This is a genomic window from Vibrio sp. 10N.222.54.A3 (assembly GCF_041474095.1).
Classification (GTDB): domain Bacteria; phylum Pseudomonadota; class Gammaproteobacteria; order Enterobacterales; family Vibrionaceae; genus Vibrio; species Vibrio crassostreae_C.
The window spans coordinates 93540-112235 of record NZ_JBFRTN010000019.1 but is presented as its reverse complement, the minus strand read 5'-3'; the positions used below and the strand labels follow the sequence as shown (position 1 = coordinate 112235).

15 protein-coding genes are annotated in these 18696 nt (G+C 44.8%); 12 read left to right on the top strand and 3 right to left on the bottom strand.

The features are described 5' to 3' along the window. The first annotated feature begins 208 nt into the window (after positions 1 to 208). The 4 genes from AB4507_RS05840 to AB4507_RS05825 all read left to right on the top strand — a co-directional run bounded on the left by AB4507_RS05840 (position 209) and on the right by AB4507_RS05825 (position 6886). Positions 209 to 3571 carry a helix-turn-helix domain-containing protein gene (locus AB4507_RS05840; RefSeq protein ID WP_372132077.1) on the top strand — a complete coding sequence of 1121 codons (3363 nt, stop codon included), beginning with the start codon at positions 209 to 211 and terminating at the stop codon, positions 3569 to 3571. Positions 3572 to 4163: 592 nt separating this feature from the next. Beyond that, complete coding sequence (locus AB4507_RS05835) at positions 4164 to 4385, top strand: ferrous iron transport protein A (protein WP_372182361.1); 222 nt, start codon at positions 4164 to 4166, stop codon at positions 4383 to 4385. Continuing rightward, complete coding sequence (gene feoB / locus AB4507_RS05830; RefSeq protein ID WP_372182360.1) at positions 4386 to 6659, top strand: Fe(2+) transporter permease subunit FeoB; 2274 nt, start codon at positions 4386 to 4388, stop codon at positions 6657 to 6659. Beyond that, positions 6656 to 6886 carry a FeoC-like transcriptional regulator gene (locus AB4507_RS05825; RefSeq protein ID WP_017061938.1) on the top strand — a complete coding sequence of 77 codons (231 nt, stop codon included), beginning with the start codon at positions 6656 to 6658 and terminating at the stop codon, positions 6884 to 6886. The genes feoB and AB4507_RS05825 overlap by 4 nt, the downstream gene beginning before the upstream one ends. 132 nt (positions 6887 to 7018) lie before the next feature. Here the strand turns inward: AB4507_RS05825 and AB4507_RS05820 are convergent, their stop codons facing one another. Together AB4507_RS05820 and argS are read right to left on the bottom strand one after the other, a co-directional pair. Continuing rightward, a complete protein-coding gene (locus AB4507_RS05820) occupies positions 7019 to 7447 on the bottom strand; it encodes an HIT domain-containing protein (RefSeq protein WP_017061937.1) in 429 nt (142 codons plus the stop codon). 341 nt (positions 7448 to 7788) lie between these two features. Beyond that, on the bottom strand, positions 7789 to 9522 hold the full coding sequence (argS, locus tag AB4507_RS05815; RefSeq protein WP_017067376.1) for an arginine--tRNA ligase: 1734 nt from the start codon (positions 9520 to 9522) through the stop codon (positions 7789 to 7791). 347 nt (positions 9523 to 9869) lie between these two features. Between argS and AB4507_RS05810 the strand changes: the two genes are divergently transcribed. Then, the gene (locus AB4507_RS05810) at positions 9870 to 10466 is read left to right on the top strand and encodes a VOC family protein (RefSeq protein ID WP_017070298.1); all 597 of its coding nucleotides are present in this window, start codon (positions 9870 to 9872) and stop codon (positions 10464 to 10466) included. Positions 10467 to 10781: 315 nt separating this feature from the next. Here AB4507_RS05810 and purU read toward each other — a convergent pair whose 3' ends face one another. Continuing rightward, entirely contained in the window at positions 10782 to 11615 is an 834-nt protein-coding gene (purU, locus tag AB4507_RS05805; protein ID WP_136978848.1) for a formyltetrahydrofolate deformylase, read from the bottom strand. Between the two features lie 301 nt (positions 11616 to 11916). On the opposite strand from purU, the gene AB4507_RS05800 reads away from it, so the two are divergent. The 7 genes from AB4507_RS05800 to fadD all read left to right on the top strand — a co-directional run bounded on the left by AB4507_RS05800 (position 11917) and on the right by fadD (position 18643). After that, positions 11917 to 12117 (top strand): hypothetical protein, encoded by a 201-nt coding sequence (locus AB4507_RS05800; RefSeq protein WP_017062381.1) that lies wholly within the window; start codon positions 11917 to 11919, stop codon positions 12115 to 12117. A gap of 160 nt (positions 12118 to 12277) precedes the next feature. Further along, complete coding sequence (locus AB4507_RS05795; protein ID WP_372132009.1) at positions 12278 to 14206, top strand: ATP-dependent DNA helicase; 1929 nt, start codon at positions 12278 to 12280, stop codon at positions 14204 to 14206. Between the two features lie 59 nt (positions 14207 to 14265). Continuing rightward, positions 14266 to 14967: a tRNA (adenosine(37)-N6)-threonylcarbamoyltransferase complex dimerization subunit type 1 TsaB gene (tsaB, locus tag AB4507_RS05790; RefSeq protein WP_017062379.1), complete on the top strand. Its 702-nt coding sequence runs from the start codon at positions 14266 to 14268 to the stop codon at positions 14965 to 14967. A gap of 72 nt (positions 14968 to 15039) precedes the next feature. Further along, positions 15040 to 15345 (top strand): hypothetical protein, encoded by a 306-nt coding sequence (locus tag AB4507_RS05785; RefSeq protein ID WP_017062378.1) that lies wholly within the window; start codon positions 15040 to 15042, stop codon positions 15343 to 15345. A gap of 35 nt (positions 15346 to 15380) precedes the next feature. Next, positions 15381 to 15941, top strand: a complete 561-nt coding sequence (locus AB4507_RS05780) for a Slp family lipoprotein (RefSeq protein WP_017062377.1) — start codon at positions 15381 to 15383, stop codon at positions 15939 to 15941. A 49-nt stretch (positions 15942 to 15990) separates the two neighbouring features. Further along, positions 15991 to 16842, top strand: coding sequence for an alpha/beta fold hydrolase (locus tag AB4507_RS05775; protein WP_065583833.1), 852 nt, complete (start codon positions 15991 to 15993; stop codon positions 16840 to 16842). A 106-nt stretch (positions 16843 to 16948) separates the two neighbouring features. Next, the gene (fadD, locus tag AB4507_RS05770; protein WP_017062375.1) at positions 16949 to 18643 is read left to right on the top strand and encodes a long-chain-fatty-acid--CoA ligase FadD; all 1695 of its coding nucleotides are present in this window, start codon (positions 16949 to 16951) and stop codon (positions 18641 to 18643) included. Positions 18644 to 18696 lie beyond the last annotated feature (53 nt).

The following is an 18696-nucleotide window of genomic DNA, read 5'->3' as shown; positions in this document are numbered from 1 at the left end:
TTGCGGCATTTTCGTGACCGCTAAGATAAAACCTCCTAACAAATAACAAACCTCCTTTCTCCTTTTCTAATTTCCGCTAAAATGGAAAGATAATAATAAGCACAAAAAAACTCAGTTTTTGGTTTAGCAACGATAAGACGTTGTGGTACCCAAAATTTCATGTGTTGTTGCTGTTCAGGATTAAGAGTTGTATCGAATTATCTTCAAAATGTTCATGTTAATGAGCATTTCATTTAGCGTTCTAGCGGTAAATACCTCGCCCTCCGTTTTCTATCCTTTGCCCGCTCAAGCGCAAGGGAATTTCCTTGCGGCTAAAAACTTGTATTTAGGTGCCGGAGGTGGGCTCTGGGTTCATGATGTGCATGGAAAAGTACTCTTTTACGATGGTCGAACTCTATTCCCTCGCAAGGGAAGCTTACTGCAATTTTCTTCGGAAAGAGTCGCCTTTCTGAACGATGAGTTTTGGACATTTTTCGACAATGAGGTCTATCGACATAACCCTGGAATTGGCAACGAATTGGCGTTTAGCCTAAGTCCCGGCGCTGAAATAGCGAATATCGGTGCATCAGGCGATTATATTTGGGTTACTGACGGCAGTAATTTCTATACCTACAACACTCAATCTTTAGAATTCAACACCTACTCTCTACTTAAACTGTACCGATACAATAACAGCAGTGACATTGCGATTAACGACGCTGAGTGGGTACTATCAAAGTGGGTGCTAGCGACCAGTTCTGGCGTTTACCTTTCAGAGAATCAAGAGTTTACCCATGTCACCGCATCAGACAAAAACCATATTGAGACGGTTTATTTTTCGAATGCTCGACGTGAGTTAGTGATCGGTACTTTAAATGGTGCTGTGATTGTTGATCTCGCGAACCCAGACAAAGAGACCATCGTTAAAGGGTCGCATGTTCTCTCGTTGGCCGAAACTTCGGACCAGTATTGGATTGGTACAGAGCACGGCCTTATTAGCTACAACTTTATTACGGGACAAATTACTCGATTCGAACAAGCCGCTAGTCAAGACTTCTCGTTACCGGGTGAGAAAATATATTCGTTGATAAACGATCATGCTGGTGGTATGTGGGTTGCGACAAACAACGGTATCCGATACTTCTCACTGTTCAGCAAAACCTTCTCGAGAACACCCCTAACTGGAATGGGCATGCATTCGAGTAGTGTGGTGATCAATAAAGTACTGCCTGTCAGTGACCAGTTATCTTGGGTCGCGTCTTCAATGGGGCTCTACTTGGTTGATTCTGAAAGTGAAGAGAACCCAATTCGTGTTTACTCTAACCCTGTTAATGATTTTGAGATCTTTGGCTCTTCCATTTGGTTGGCGACCGAACAAGGTATCATCAGTCTAAATACGGAAACACTACAACCCGAAGCCCTTGATTTACCAAGGCCAATTGAGGGAGTGCGTGTTGAAAACCTTGCGCTTCAAGCCGATAACGTTCTTTGGATGACCTCTGGGCAAAACCTCTATTCGTTATCTATCGAAACCATGAAACTGACGAGTTATGGCACTGACTGGTTAGTCGACAAGTTCTTGCCTGCGAAGATCACCGCTCTCAATGTAGGCTTGCTAGGTCGCATCTATATAGGAACGGATCATGGCTTCTACTCGTTCATTGATAAACGAATTAGCTTTAGTCGTTCCAGCGAACGGTTTGGCAAAGTCGTCGATATTGAAAAAGCGAAGGATGGAGCGCAGTGGTTTGCGAGCAGTTATGGCGTGTATCGAATCCCGGATGACAGCTCTATTATTCAAGAAATCACTCTTGTTGAAGACAATATTAGCCCCAACTGCCTGATAAGCGATGACAATGGTGTTTGGTTAGGCTCTTCGAAAGGCATCAGTTATTACGGATTGGATGGGCAACTGCATAAACACATAGGTTCGCCATTTGGTTTGATCACCAATGAACTGGCGGCAGGAGCGTGTGCTCTTTTTTACAGTCAAGATAGCCAACCTTCGAGGCTTGTTTTCGGCTCAAAGTATGGTGTAGTCAGCGCGTTATCTAACGAGTTACTGGTATCAACTACACCTCATAGCCGTGCCTTGTTGAGTAAGATAAGTGTCGACCAACAAACGGTATCACTTGGCGGGAAAACGGCAGAGCTGGATGAGATTCCTTATGGTTCATCGATGGGGTTTAAGCTAGGTATCTTACCAGCAACGTTCGCACCTGCGATGGAATACCGACTGAGCGACGATGAACCTTGGAGTGAGTTTGAAGGGGGCTTGTTAACGCTCGATCATCTTCTTCCAGGGGATTACACACTTGAAGTGAAGCCGGTTAAAGACTCCCATTATCGCTTTGTGTCAACCAATCAAAGCTTCTCGATTGCGGAGCCTTGGTATCTGACCAATTGGGCTGCAGCAAGCTCTCTGATATTACTGATTGGCGTTGTGACTATCTTAGTCTTTTGGCGTTCGCGTTATGTCACTTTTGCCAACCGGCACTTAAAAGCGCAAGTTGCACTGAAGACAGACCAATTGAGGCACCAAAGCCGGATATTACTCGCCACTAATCAACAGCTTAAAAAGCAGCTATCCGTGAAGAATGCGCTTGTGTCTCACACTGCCAATGAACTCTCTTCTGAAGTGAATCATATTGCTGCGATGCTCCCGAATTGGAATGACGAGCTCGGGAAGTCGCCGATTCTAACCTTGAAAAATGGCTTAGCTCAATTGAGTAATACGCCTCAAGGAGAAGGGCAAGTTTGTTACGATATAATTTTAATCTTAGAGGTGGTACTCAAAGCTTGGCAGGATGACTTAACCAAAGCCGGTATTGAACTGGATATTAAAGTCGAAACAAAACAACGATATGTCTCGTTGCTGTATTTTAATCTCGATATTATCTTCAATAGCTTGGTTGCGAGCATCATCAAGAGAAACTTTAAGTCGCAGAGTATGGTGGTTCTGGTTGAAGAGGTTAAGGAGCATCTTGTTGTGACCATTCGAGATCATGGGATGCCTTTCCCTAAACTGGCATCAAGCATGGGTGACAATACCGGAAAGTCGACCGACCTTAACATCGAAAAGCTGCCGCTATTGATGAATCAGAGCGGTGGTGAGCTTAATGCCTTTGTTTCGGAGTCTCAAAATAAGGTTCAGCTTTCGTGGCCAATTGAGTATCAAGTACTCGACAATCTTGAAGCCAGCACAATTGAACAGATTGAAACCATTAAGCTTGCCGCCTCAACACCAGAGCAACAAAAACTGACAGCGGAACAAGAGTGGAAGAACAGAGTGTCGCAGCTTGTGAGTGAAAACTACGCTGATGCCGAGTTCAGTACTGCAACTGCCGCTAAGTATTTGTTTATGTCTGAGAGAAGCTTACAGAGACGCTTTAAATCGGCTTACAACAAGACCTTCAAAGAGCACTTGAATGAAGTACGTCTAGAGCATGCGTGTGAGCGCTTACTCGCTGGAGAGAAGATCTCTGATGTGGCGTTTGATTCGGGCTTCAATGACCCTTCCTATTTCAGTCAAAGGTTTAAGCACCACTTTGGTATGTCACCATCTAAGTTTGCTGAAAACAACGAAGAGTAGTTCGCAGAGGATAGTCTGCTAGAACATAGATAAGATACTTTAGCCTCGACATTCGTGTTGAGGCTTTTTTATGCTTCTACGAGATAAGAGATAAGAGATAAGAGATACGAGATAAATGGGGAGTTTAAAAAGGTTGTTGGGATAATACAAAGGGAAGAAAAAAATATCGTGGCATAGCCGGGGGGACTATACCACGGGTGCCAATGACACCTTCGCTTGCTGCCGGAGTGATATAGCAAAGCCATATCACCTCTGGAATAAAATTAAAGAGAAGTAGTTTCTCTTCGATGGAGTAACTATACGTCCAGCTACTTATTTTACTTATAAAATTAACGACAGATACCTATGAGAAAACCGACATTGTCTCAAGTGGTTGATAATTAATGATTTGTTTTTGTTTGGGAGGGTTTGTACTAGTGAGGTAGTTCTCGCTAGTTGTTGAAAGTAACGTTTTTGACGTAAACGTTTTTAACGAAACTTACGAGTATGTATTTTCGAAAACATTGATTTCACACAATAGAATTGTGGGCATGTATGTGTATCATGGCGTTAATAACAATCTTTCTCATTATCAGTCACGAATTGGGTACTTATGAAACTCTCACAACTAGAGCAAGGAAAGGCGGCTTCTATTGTTGCACTAACAGGTTTAACACCAGACGTAAGGAAGAAACTTATGGTCATGGGTATGTTGCCAAAAACCGAGGTGATGCTTATCCGCCGTGCACCTATGGGTGATCCGCTTCAAGTTGAAGTGAGAGGTGTTTCTATCGCCATTCGTGAAAGCATTGCAGAACAAATCGAGGTTATCTAAATGGATTATCAAGTTCTTACCGTTGGTAACCCGAATAGTGGTAAAACAACACTGTTCAACGCACTGACTGGTGCTAAGCAGCACGTTGGTAACTGGGTTGGTGTCACTGTTGAAAAGAAGACGGGTTTATACTCGCACGCTGGTGATCAGTTTCAACTAACGGATTTACCGGGTATCTACGCACTAGACAGTGGTAATGATGCGAACAGCATCGATGAGTCTATCGCGTCTCGCGCTGTTTTAACTCACCCAGCAGATGTGATCATCAATGTTGTCGACGCTAACTGTCTAGAACGAAGCTTATATATGACATTACAGCTGCGTGAGTTGGGTCGCCCAATGATCGTTGTGTTGAACAAAATGGATGTATTAAAGCGCGAACGTCAGGTGATTAACCTTAAAGCACTAGAGAAAGAGCTAGGTTGCCCAGTTCTAAGCTTGTCTGCAAACGATAAAGGTCAAGTGGTTCGCTTTAAAGAGCGTCTGCATAAACTGCTTGTTCAAGGTGTGAGCCTTGACCCTATCTCTATTGATTACGATGCCGCGTTAGAAGCTCTTATCCCTTCTGTTGAGTCACAATTTGATGATGCTGACGTATCTCACCGAGCGCTAGCGATTCGTGCTTTAGAAAATGATTACTTGGTATTGAATGGTTTAGCCCCACAAACTCGCACTCAAATTGATAGCGTGCGTCTTGGTGCCGATTTCGATATTGACCTTGCTGTTGCTGACGCTAAATACACTTTCTTACATGACCTTTGTAAACGTGTTCGTCGCAGCGAAGGCAAACTAAGCCGTAACTTTACAGAGAAAGCAGACCAATTCATTTTGAACAAATGGGTCGGTATTCCTTTCTTCTTCGTTATCATGTACCTAATGTTCATGTTCTCTATCAATATCGGTAGTGCGTTTATCGACTTCTTCGATATTGGTGTTGGAGCAATATTAGTTGATGGTGGACACCACTTATTAGATGGCCATTTACCAGTTTGGTTAGTCACTGTACTTGCTGATGGTATTGGCGGCGGTATCCAAACGGTTGCGACCTTTATTCCTGTTATCGCAGCGCTTTACCTATTCTTAGCGGTACTAGAAAGCTCAGGCTACATGGCTCGTGCTGCATTTGTACTTGATAAAGTGATGCAGAAGATTGGTTTACCGGGTAAAGCATTTGTCCCACTTGTACTGGGCTTTGGTTGTAACGTGCCTTCAATCATGGCAACTCGTACTCTTGACCAAGAGCGCGAACGTAAACTAGCAGCATCAATGGCGCCGTTTATGTCATGTGGTGCTCGTTTACCGGTATACGCACTGTTCGCGGCGGCGTTCTTCCCAGGTGCAGGACAAAACGTAGTATTCGCTCTGTACATCATGGGTATCGTTGCTTCTGTATTTACGGGTTTGTTCCTGAAAAACACGATCTACCCAGGTAGCAGTGATAGCTTAGTGATGGAAATGCCAGATTACGAATTGCCGACAGTGCAAAACGTAATGTTGAGAACTTGGCAGAAGCTGAAGCGTTTCGTACTTGGTGCAGGTAAAACAATCGTGATGGTTGTGGCTATTCTTAGCTTCCTAAACTCTCTAGGTATGGACGGCAGCTTTGGTAACGAAGATAGCGAAAACTCAGTACTGTCTAGAGCAGCTCAAGTTGTAACACCTGTATTCCAACCAATTGGTATTACTGAAGAGAACTGGCCTGCAACGGTTGGTATCATCACAGGTATTTTCGCTAAAGAAGCCGTTGTTGGTACATTAAATAGCCTATATACAACGCCTTCTGATGAAGAAGCAGCTGAGTTTGACTTAGCAGCAAGCCTGCAAGAAGCGGTAATGACGATCCCTGAAAACCTAGCCGGATTGAGCTACTCAGATCCATTAGGTATTGAAGTTGGCGACTTGTCTGACTCTAATTCTGTAGCAGCAGACCAAGAAGTCGATACCTCTATCTTTGGTAACTTGAAAGACAAGTTTGTATCTGGTCATGCGGCATTCGCTTACTTGATTCTTATCCTGCTTTACACGCCTTGTGTGGCCGCGATGGGTGCTTATGTTCGTGAATTTGGTCAGACGTTTGCACGCTTCATCGCGGTTTGGACGATGGCTCTTGGTTACTTTGGTGCGACTTTCTACTACCAAGCGGCAAACTTTGCTGCGCATCCTGTGACAAGTGCAGTATGGATGGTGGCGATTGCTGGTGGTTTTGTGGTGACGTATCGCGTCTTCAAGAAAGTGGGCAGTAAGCAGAAAGCACTAGAGGTGCAAGTAGTATGATTTTAACTGAACTTCATCAATACATTGATAGCCACGGCGTTGCGGCTCGTAAAGAGCTCGCTGCAAAGTTTGGCATGAGTGAAGATGGCGTCGATGCGATGCTGAGTGTTTGGGTCAAGAAAGGGAAAGTTTCTCGCTTGGTCGATACGAATAAGCATGGTCATACAACGCGTATTCGCTACACCATCAGCAAACAAGATGGTTTGTCGCTTAACGTGATGATGTAGTTCGGTCTTCAGAGTCTCGTTGAAAAAGGCGAGATTAGAAAATGACAAAGCCGCTTATCTAAGATGAGCGGCTTTTTGTTATGTGTCTTTTCTGAAGTGTTTTGCTTTAAAGCTCAATGAGATGAACTCGAATTATGCTTTCTTGAAGATAGAGCTCAGTGACAGAACGTTTTGGATACGAGTCAGGATAGCGGCTTGATCTTCTTCACTGCGCTGTTCGCCTTTTGTATTACCCCATACTGGGCCGGGCCAAGCAATGTCGTCTTTGAAGCGTGCAATATGGTGGATGTGCAGTTGTGGCACCATATTACCCAGCGCACCAAGGTTCAATTTGTCTGGTTGGAACGTTGCTTCTAATGCTTGGCTTACCGCCTGAGATTCATGTAGGAACTGCTGTTGCTCTTTCATTGGTAAGTGGTGCAACTCTTTTAGGTTGGCACGTTTTGGTACCAAGATAACCCAAGGCACTGCGTTATCTTTGTGTAGCAGGGCTAAGCTCAGTGGAAATTCGCCGATAAGTGTGGTGTCTTTCGCAAGTTGCGGGTGAAGTTCGAAGCTCATGATCTTTCCAATTAATTGTTTTACATGAGTATAAGGTCGGAGTTTGAATGTGGCTAGGGCTTACGTTCTCAATAAGCAGATTCCCTATCACGTTCGTCCCTCACTGTAGGGAATGATGGCGAGAAGAGGGATAACGATTTGGTGTGGTTTGATGGCGCATCATTGATGTTGTCTTGGATTCACTACACCTATTCTCGTCATCTCCTAGAGTGACGAATGAGCGTAATAGGAGATCTCTTGCTGTGTAGGTTAGCTAATCGCTTAAATAATCGAGTAAACAAACCTCCAGACAAAAAAAGGTTGACGCTTTCACGTCAACCTTTCTAATTTTCTCGAATCGCTTACATGCGCTCTAGAGTGTCGATACCTAGAAGCGATAGACCTTGCTTGATCGTCTTCGCTGTTAGTGCAGCAAGCTTCAGACGGCTCTGCTTAACAGCTTCGTCTTCAGCAACTAGGATAGGGCACGCTTCGTAGAAGCTAGAGAATTGACCAGCTAGTTCGAACAGGTAGCTACACATGATGTGTGGTTGACCTTCACGAGCAACAGACTGAACTGCTTCTTCAAACTGTAGAAGTTTCGCGATAAGTGCTTTCTCTTTCTCTTCAGTGATTTTGATTTCACCTTCAAGAGAGTCCATAGAAATGCCAGCTTTAGCAAATACAGAAGCAACACGAGTGTATGCGTACTGCATGTATGGTGCTGTGTTGCCTTCGAATGCAAGCATGTTGTCCCAATCGAACACGTAGTCAGTAGTGCGGTGCTTAGAAAGGTCTGCGTACTTAACCGCTGCCATAGCAACAGTGTTCGCGATCGCTTTCTTCTCGTCTTCTGCTAGTTCTGGGTTCTTAGATTCGATTAGCTGCGCTGCACGAACTTCGGCTTCATCAAGAAGATCAGCAAGACGAACAGTACCGCCTGCACGAGTCTTGAATGGTTTACCGTCTTTACCTAGCATCATGCCGAATGCGTGGTGCTCAAGAGAAACAGATTCTGGGATGTAACCTGCTTTACGAACGATAGTCCAAGCTTGCATTAGGTGCTGGTGTTGACGTGAGTCGATGAAGTAAAGAACGCGGTCTGCGCCTAGTTCTTCAAAACGGTATTTTGCACAAGCAATGTCGGTTGTTGTGTAAAGGAAGCCGCCGTCGCGTTTCTGGATGATAACGCCCATTGGGTCACCATCTTTGTTTTTGTATTCGTCTAGGAATACAACTTGTGCGCCGTCATCTTCTTTAGCAAGACCTTGCTCTTTTAGGTCAGCAACAATAGTTGGAAGCATGTGGTTGTACATGCTTTCGCCCATTACGTCATCACGTGTTAGAGACACGTTTAGACGATCGTAGTTGCGTTGGTTTTGAATCATTGTTACGTCAACAAGCTTCTTCCACATCTCTGCGCAGAACTCGTCGCCGCTTTGCAGTTTAACAACGTAGCCACGTGCTTTAACTGCGAACTCTTCGTCTTCATCGTAGAGCTTTTTAGATTCACGGTAGAAGCCTTCAAGGTCAGCAAGTTCCATTGAAACTTCACCAGACTCAGCCTGAACGCGCTCAAGGTTTGCGATAAGCATACCAAATTGAGTACCCCAGTCACCGATGTGGTTAGCACGGATAACGTTGTGGCCTAGAAATTCTAGAGTACGAACTACTGCATCACCGATGATAGTTGAACGTAGGTGACCAACGTGCATTTCTTTAGCAACGTTTGGCGCAGAGTAATCCGCAACAATAGTTTGCGTTTCAGCAACGGCAACACCAAGGCGAGAGTCAGCCAATGCTGCGTCTGCTTGTTTGGCTAGGAAAGCTTCATCTAGGAAGATGTTTAGGAAACCCGGACCTGCGATTTCAACTTTAGACGCGATACCGTCTAGGTTTAGAACGTCCAATACTTTTTGAGCAAATTCTCGTGGGTTAGTGCCTAGTCGTTTAGCAACGCCCATAACGCCGTTTGCTTGGTAGTCACCAAACTGTGGTTTCGCAGATTGACGAACAGCAGCAGGAGAGCCTGCAGGTGCGCCAGCGGCTTCTAGAGCCTGAGATACTTTGTCATTAATAAGTGCTTGGATATTCACACGCGTTTCCTTCAATTCAAGGATGATAAGAGTGGCCGTTAATTCTTGGTCATTAAATTGGTTAATTATGCTTCTAGTTAACGATTTAATGCCAAAATCAGCAGCAGACTCTGTTTAAGTTCACAGAAATGGCGGTAATCATACCAATTTTGTGCGGTTTCTTATAGGTCGAATTGATAGAAAATTAACATTTCCTGAGTGGTTTTTGACAATCGACTTTTAGCAAGACGCGTTTGCATGTTTAAGGAGCGAAAAGAACATAGTTATTGAGTGTTTTTTGTAAAAGCAACGCTTGTTGCAAAAGGCAAAACTGATAACATGCAGCCATTATTTGGAGAACACAGACAATGATGATGAGCCTGAAGCAAGCTGAACTAGAACCACAACAAATGATCGCCCGCCTTGATACTTTTATGGCAAAAATCGAGAGCCTAGGAAATACATTAGGTTTGGATTTAAGCTTTGCTCAAGCGGATCATATTGCGCTGCGAATCAATGACACTGAGCTAGCGAAATCTGCCCATCAAGCGTGGTCTGAGTACGGCTCTATGATTTCTGAGGCGATGATTAATGGTCGTCCAATTGTGGTGTTGGCTTTCGATGAACCCTTGCAAAGCCTTGGCTGGAAAATTGAATGTTTGGAGCTGCCATATCCAGCAGAAGGTAAGATTTACCCAAGCCAAGATTGGGAACATGTAGAGTTTGTGATTCCTTCTCATGCCCAAACAGCTGATGAGTATCTAGCGGATCTTAAAGAAACTTACCCGCAGTTCGCTGCTAACTTTGAAACGCTGGGTGAGCAAGGCGTTAAGATCAAACTCTCTAGCCCGAAAGGCGAGGGTGAACGCTTGAATAACCCAACAGTGGCTTTTAAACATCAAGGGATTTGCATCAAGCTGCATCCACACTCTTTGAAGAAGATTGTGGAATCAGAACAGGCTTAATTTGAATAGAGAGTTGCTAGGAAAGAGATTCCTGATCTCGCCTTGGCTCGTCGGAATGACGGGGTGTTCGATGAAATTTTCCAGAGTCTATCTTTGGATAGTGACAGACTGAGCGTTCGAGAGCGTATGTTAGAGCCTATAGCTCGAAGGTTCATCACCGAGTTCGTCATTCCCGATAGCGACGAAGGAGCGTAGTCGGGAATCTCTCAAAGCGAGTCTGATCATCAGATACAAAAAACGCGCGATGGGCTTTCCCTATTGCGCGTTTTTTATTGGGTTCTAACTGGAAGTCTTACCGGAAATCGAATATCCGATTTACAGAATTACAGTCTTGTTGCCGTAAACAAACACATGATCATTGATCACCTTGTTTAACGCCTTACTTAATACATTCTTCTCTACGTCACGACCGGCTTGTGCCATGTCTTTCGCGCTGAAGTTGTGATCCACAGGGATAACATCTTGCTTGATGATTGGACCTTCATCCAAATCATTCGTCACAAAGTGTGCCGTTGCGCCAATGATCTTCACGCCGCGCTCATACGCTTGTTGGTATGGCTTCGCGCCAATAAATGCTGGCAAGAAGCTGTGGTGGATATTGATGATCTTGTGGTTGTATTTTTCAACAAAACCTGGTGTCAGCACTCGCATGTACTTAGCCAAAACAAGGTAATCCGCCTCGTACTGGTCAATCACTTCTAGCATCTTCTTCTCATGTTCTTCACGGTTTAGCCCTTCGTGAGAAACATGGTGGTAAGGGATGTCAAAACGCTCGGTTAGGCTTTGTAGAATGTCGTAGTTACCGACAACGGCGGCAATTTCAACGTCTAAGCTGCCATCGAAGTTCTTCATTAGAATGTCGCCAAGGCAGTGTGCTTCCTTGGTCACGAGTATCACAACACGCTTGCGAGACGAATCAACAAGCTTACGTTTCGTATTTGGTGGCAGGGCTTGATCTAAATCGGCAAGTAAGGTTTCGTCATTGAAATACCCTTCAAGCTCGGTGCGCATAAAGAAGTGGCCACTTGTGTTATCTACGAACTCATTGTTGTGCACAATATTGAGTTGGTGTTTGTAACAAATGTTGGTGATCTTCGAGATGAGGCCTGGGGCATCAGTACAATGTGTTAGTAAAGTTTTTCTTTCCATTTGCATCTTACTTCCATGAAATGTTGCACTTATTATATGAAATCGGGATTCTTCAAATTTAATGCAGGCCGTCGAACGGTGAACTGAGCCGCAATATCACCGTTATAATTAATCTATTATCAAGTTGGTTTCAACAAATTCTGCTGCTGATTTATCGCTTTGATAAATTGTTTGATATAGAAATATCAGTTTTTAGATAGAAAAACAGGCAGAAGCTTCATTTTTAAAAGTTTTGACCGTAGTACGCATTTGAACTTCAACCGAGGCATTTACGCCTTGGCCAAAAATAGAGGTGATACGTATGGATAAAGAGTTACTAGCCAAAAAACTGTACTGCAAGCGAGTGAATTCATTGGCGAGAGGTACCGAATTAGATGGTCATGTTCTAGATGAAATGTGGGAAAGTAAGACCTCACCAACCGATGCAGCGAAAGCCATACAGCCTGGTGATAACCATTTTGAAGGTGCTCCTTGGCTATCACGTTATCTCAGTCGAAAATAAAAACGATTCTCTAATTCCTATTTCTTCAATTCTTACCTTCAAGGTAACTTAAGCCACGTCAAGCCAAACCAAACACCTCCGGTGCGAAGTCATTCTTGATTCGCGCCGGCTCACTAAACCTGCCATAATTCTCCTTCTCTTTTTCTAAACTTCGTACTCTATGATATCTAAAACGTTTTCTGCTGATGGCGCTCTGGGCAAAGCTATCCCTGGGTTTCAACCAAGACAAGCTCAGTTAGACATGGCTGAAGCGGTTTCACAAGCTATTGAAAATCAAAGCCAGTTGGTTGTTGAGGCTGGAACAGGTACTGGTAAGACGTTTGCTTACCTAGTGCCTGCGCTGCTTAGTGGCAAGAAAACCATCATTAGTACGGGGTCTAAAAACCTTCAAGAACAGCTGTTTCACCGAGATTTACCCTTGATGGTCGATGCGCTTGGCTTTTATGGTCAAGTTGCGTTGCTCAAAGGACGTTCAAACTATTTGTGTTTGGACAGACTCAGCCGCCAAATGATCGAGAGTCATGGTGCTCATACCGATCCAACGCTGCTGGCTCAGTTAGTCAAAGTTCGTAGTTGGTCGTCATCCACTCAAACGGGTGATTTAGGCGATTGTGATGATATCGCTGAAGACAGCCCGGTTATTCCAACCATTACCTCGACCAATGATAATTGCTTGGGTAAAGAGTGCCCAAGCTATACCGATTGCTTTGTGCTTAAAGCGCGTAAAAAAGCGATGGATTCCGATGTGGTGGTCGTAAACCACCACCTTTTCCTAGCTGATTTGGCGATCAAAGAAACCGGATTTGGCGAATTGATACCTGAAGCTGACGTGTTTATTTTCGATGAAGCACATCAACTTCCTGACATCGCCAGCCAGTACTTCGGACAATCGGTTTCCAGTCGACAGATCCAAGAGTTAGCCAAAGACATTGAAATTGCTTACCGAACTGAAGCCAAAGACATGCGTCAGCTACAGAAAGTAGGGGATAGGCTCGTTCAATCGTCAGCCGATCTGCGTATTGTGCTTGGTGATACCGGCTTTCGTGGTAACTGGCGCGAAGCTTTGAAATCCGAGTCGATTGCACGCGAGTTAGTTCGTTTGCAAGATGCTCTGCAACTTGCTGTTGATGTATTGAAGTTAGCACTTGGGCGAAGCCAGCTGTTAGATACCGCTTTCGAACGCGCAAATATGATTAAGTCGCGTATCGAACGTGTGTGCGATGTGTCGATCACTGGCTATTCGTATTGGTATGACACTACACCGCGCCACTTTGCCTTACACATAACACCGCTTTCCGTCGCCGATAAATTCCACGAGCAGATTGAGCTTAAACCGGGCGCTTGGGTATTTACCTCTGCAACCTTGGCGGTATCGGACGATTTTGACCACTTTACTTCTCGATTAGGGTTAAAACCGTCGGCACAGTTTTCACTGCCAAGCCCGTTTGACTATCCAAATCAGGCGCGCTTGTGTGTACCTCGTTATCTTCCAGAACCGAATAGCCCCGGTCTCGCGGATAAGCTAGTAAGAATGCTGACTCCTGTGATTGAGCAAAACCAAGGCCGCTGTTTCTTCTTGTGTACTTCACACAGCATGATGAAAGAGTTGGGGGAGCGATTCCGTGAAACCCTCTCGGTTCCCGTTCTATTGCAAGGTGAGACAAGTAAGCAAAAAACCTTAGCCGAATTCATGGAATTAGGTAACGCATTGCTGGTGGCTACAGGTGCTTTCTGGGAGGGGATAGATGTTAGGGGCGACGCATTAAGCTGTGTTATCATCGATAAATTGCCCTTTACAGCCCCTGATGACCCTTTACTTAAGGCTCGAATCGAGGACTGTAAGCTAAAAGGGGGTGATCCTTTTGCACAAGTACAGTTGCCAGACGCTGTGATTACCTTGAAACAAGGTGTCGGCCGATTGATACGTGACAAGCGCGATAATGGTGCTTTGATTATTTGCGATAACCGATTGGTGACTCGCGATTACGGTGGCATATTTTTGGCGAGTTTACCGCCTATCCCTCGTACACGTGACTTAGGGGTCATTAAAGAATTCTTAGCTAAAGACCATTCAACCGCTGCTGAGTAATTGGCATTGTTGAGTTTAGCCATTATTTTTAGATTAGATAACGAATATTTGAGACACAAATGAGCGCGAAAATTCTTGCAGTAGATACCGCAACTGAAAACTGTTCAGTTGCATTAGTAATTGGTGACCAGGTGTTCGCACGTAGCGAAGAGGCTCCTCGAGACCATACGAAGAAAATTCTACCTATGGTGGATGAAGTACTGAAAGAAGCGAATGTCGCTTTAACCGATATCGATGCTATCGCGTTTGGCCAAGGCCCAGGCAGTTTCACGGGTGTGCGTATTGGTATTGGTATTGCTCAGGGCTTGGCTTTTGGTGCGGATTTACCAATGATTGGTGTCTCTACATTGGCAGCGATGGCGCAAGGCAGCTACCGTAAATTTGGTGAAACTCATGTAGCAACAGCGATTGATGCGCGTATGAGCGAAGTGTACTGGGCTCGTTACAGCCGCGAACAAGATGGTCGTTGGACTGCGGTTGATGCCGAATGTGTAACGCCACCAAGTGAACTGGCTGCGCAGTTAGAAGCAGATTCTGAAATATGGGCGAAAGTCGGTACCGGCTGGGAAGCTTATGCCGAGCATATGGATACACTTGCGATCAACACCAAAGCGTGTGAAGTGCTATTCCCAGAAGCTCAAGATATGGCGTTCCTTGCTCAATTTGCTTACGCAGAAGGTAAAGCGGTTGCAGCAGAAGAATCTGAGCCAGTTTATCTTCGTGACAAAGTGACTTGGAAGAAACTGCCAGGTCGCGAATAATTTTTACAAGGTTCTGATGCAAATTAGGTCTAAATGCGTATTATTTAGATTTGAGAGGACGGATATTTAGTCATGGTATCAATTAACAACTTACCTCCTTCTTCGATAGGCAGCACGTCTAAGCCGAATCGAATTAAAAAGAAGGAGCAGGCAAAAAAATCTGATGCTAGCACTGCGGTTGGGCAACCGACTAAGGTCGCTAATGCTGTTTCTCACTCTATTCGTCAAGTTAAAGAGTCTGAGCTACACAAGGCTCAAATCCAGTATGATCTTCCAGAAGGCCGAGGACGTAAGGCTATGGAAGAGTATATGGATGTAATGAATCAGGCGAAGAAAGAAGAACTTGCAAAGCTTATCGGTGTCGATATCTACATCTAGAGCTTCTTATTAATGCCTGTTTAAGGACCAGAACCATGTCAAATTATCTCTCTAAATTACGCTTAATAGCCTTTTCTCTTGGTGTCTTGGTACTTGCCGGGTGTTCATCACTTCCTAGCGAGCTTGAAGCAAAATCAGAGCCTGTAATTAGCGATTACCAACAGTGGGTCGACCAACTACCGGATGCGCAAAGTGTTCGATTAGGTGGCGTTATCTCTAAAGTGACCAACTTGAAAGATAAGACTCGAATCGAAGTCGCTAATATGCCGATTTCGAGTAGCGGTAAGCCAGATCTAGACGCAGAGCCAAGCGGACGTTTTGTTGGTTATATTGAAGGGTACGTTGAGCCTCTAAGCTTTGCAGAAGGTCGTCTGATTACTTTGGTTGGTCAGTCAATTGGAAGTGAAGATGGAAAAATAGGGGAATACCCTTACACCTTCCCTGTAATGAAAGTAGATAACCAACGCCTGTGGAACATTACTGAGCGCGTTGTTGTTAACGATTTTGCACCAACCTACTACTCGTGCAGAAGTTTACATTGCCGCAGTTTTCAAACGATGCCAAGACAAGGTCGAGTGATACAAGACGTAGAGTAATTAACTTTATCCGATGTTGATTACGCAAACAGATGGAACTACATGTTTGATGATTGAAAAGTCATACTCCCTCGCGAGCGGGACGCTTGCAACACAACAGATTGGCAACCCACAAACGACCGCAACGACGGTCGTTTTTATTCATGGGTGGTTGGATAATTCGTCCAGCTTTAATCAGGTTATGCAGCAAGTCGCCAAGTTTGCGCCCAATGCTCACCTTGTTGCTATCGATCTCTTCGGACACGGCTTCTCGTCGCACAAATCGGGAAGTTACTACCCATTTCATGATTATATTGATGACTTGCATCAGTTGGTGACTAAATTATCGCCAAACAGACTGGTACTGGTAGGACATTCACTTGGTGCATTGATCGCAAGTTGCTATAGTGCCGCCTTTCCTGAAAAGGTGTCAGGATTAATTCAAATTGAAGGTCACGGACCTCTTTCAGAAGCTCCCCAAGAAACGGTTTCTCGCTTGAGAGATGGGGTACTCAGTCGTCTTCGACAGCGAAGAAAGCCTTCACGTCCTCTGGCAAGCCTTGAGGATGCTATTAAGCTGAGAGCTCACGCCAATCAAATCAATGCTGAATTAATTGCTCCTATTGTCGAGCGAGGAATTGTCGAGTTAGATAACTCTTGGCAATGGCGATGCGACCCTAACCTAAAATGTGACTCGTTATATCGAATGTCACAGGCGCACGCTGAAGCGATCATGGCGGCTATTGAATGCCCTCAATTAATAGTTTTAGGAAATGATGGATTCCGACATTTGCAGCATAATCGCTACAAATCAGCCCATAGTTCTCTGAATATAGAGACTGTTCCTGGCGGACATCATTGCCATTTAGAGAGCCCGGAGCTAGTTTCAGAGCTAATTCTTGGTGTAGTTAACAAAATTTAAACAAGTGTTTGAGCCTTTTAGTGCTCATGCACTAAAGCTGTGCTGTAATACCGCAATGATAAAAAGCGGCGAAGCAGTCGTCAGCTGATAAACGAGGAGTAACATAGTGGACAAACCTTGGCTTTCACGTTATCCAAGTGACGTACCAGAAACGATCAACCCAGATCAGTACCCATCTCTTGTAGAAATGTTTGAACAGTCGGTACAGAAGTACGCGGACCAACCTGCATTCGAGAACATGGGCTCGATTATGACATTCCGTAAGCTTGAAGAGCGCAGCCGTGCTTTTGCCGCTTACCTACAGAATGACTTGAAACTGAAGAAGGGCGATCGCGTTGCGCTAATGATGCCAAACCTACTGCAATACCCAATTGCACTATTTGGTGTATTGCGTGCAGGTATGATTGCAGTGAACGTCAACCCACTGTACACACCTCGTGAGCTTGAACATCAACTGAACGATTCTGGTGCAAAGGCGATTGTTATCGTATCTAACTTTGCGAGCACGCTAGAGAAAGTCGTTGATAACACGCCGGTTAAACACGTTGTTCTAACTAGCCTAGGGCAAATGCTGCCACGCGCGAAAGGGACAATTGTCGACTTTGTAGTGAAATACGTAAAAGGCATGGTGCCTAAGTATGATCTGCCGGGTGCTATCTCATTCAGAAAAGCGCTGCACAAAGGTCGTCGTCTTCAATATGTGAAACCGTTCATGGCGGGTGATGACATCGCGTTCCTACAGTACACTGGTGGTACAACAGGTGTAGCGAAGGGCGCAATCCTAACGCACCGCAATATGATTGCGAACGTACTTCAAGCGAAAGGGGCTTACGGTCCTGTTCTGCAAGAAGGCCGCGAGTTGGTTGTAACGGCATTACCGCTTTACCACGTATTTGCACTGACGGTGAACTGCTTACTGTTTGTTGAGATGGGTGGTCGTAACCTTCTAATTACTAACCCTCGTGACATTCCTGGCTTTATTAAAGAGCTGCAAAAGGTTCCGTTTACCGCAATTACCGGCGTAAACACCTTGTTTAATGCGCTAGTTAATAACGAAGATTTCCACGAGTTGGATTTCAGTAACCTACGCCTATCTGTTGGCGGCGGCATGGCGGTTCAACGCGCTGTTGCTGAGCAATGGAAGAAAGCGACAGGCATTCACCTATTGGAAGGCTATGGCTTAACTGAGTGTTCACCACTGGTAACGGGTAACCCATACGACCTGAAAGACTACACAGGTGCTATCGGCCTACCAGTACCATCGACAGAAGTTCGTATTGTTGATGATGAAGGTAAGGTTATTGCTAATGACCAAGTAGGCGAGCTACAAGTTCGTGGCCCTCAAGTGATGCAAGGTTACTGGCAGCGCCCTGAAGCGACCAAAGAAGTGATCGATCAAGACGGTTGGTTATCGACAGGTGACATCGTTAAGTTTGATGACGAAGGCTTGTTGTACATCGTTGACCGTAAGAAGGACATGATTCTTGTATCAGGCTTCAACGTCTACCCGAACGAGATTGAAGACGTTGTGGCTCTGCATGGTAAAGTGCTTGAAGTAGCAGCTATCGGTCAACCTCATGAAGTGTCTGGTGAATTGGTTAAGATCTACGTTGTGAAGCGTGACCCTAGCCTGACCAAAGAAGACATTATCGCGCACTGTCGTGAGCACTTAACGGGTTACAAAATCCCTAAATTAGTCGAGTTCAGAGATGATCTTCCAAAGACTAACGTAGGTAAGATCTTACGCCGCGTACTGCGTGAAGAAAACGATGCAGAACTTGCGAAACGCGCTAGCGAATAATTAGCCCGTTTGCGCGAAAGTACTGCACCAAAACCATTGAGGCGCTTAATCTA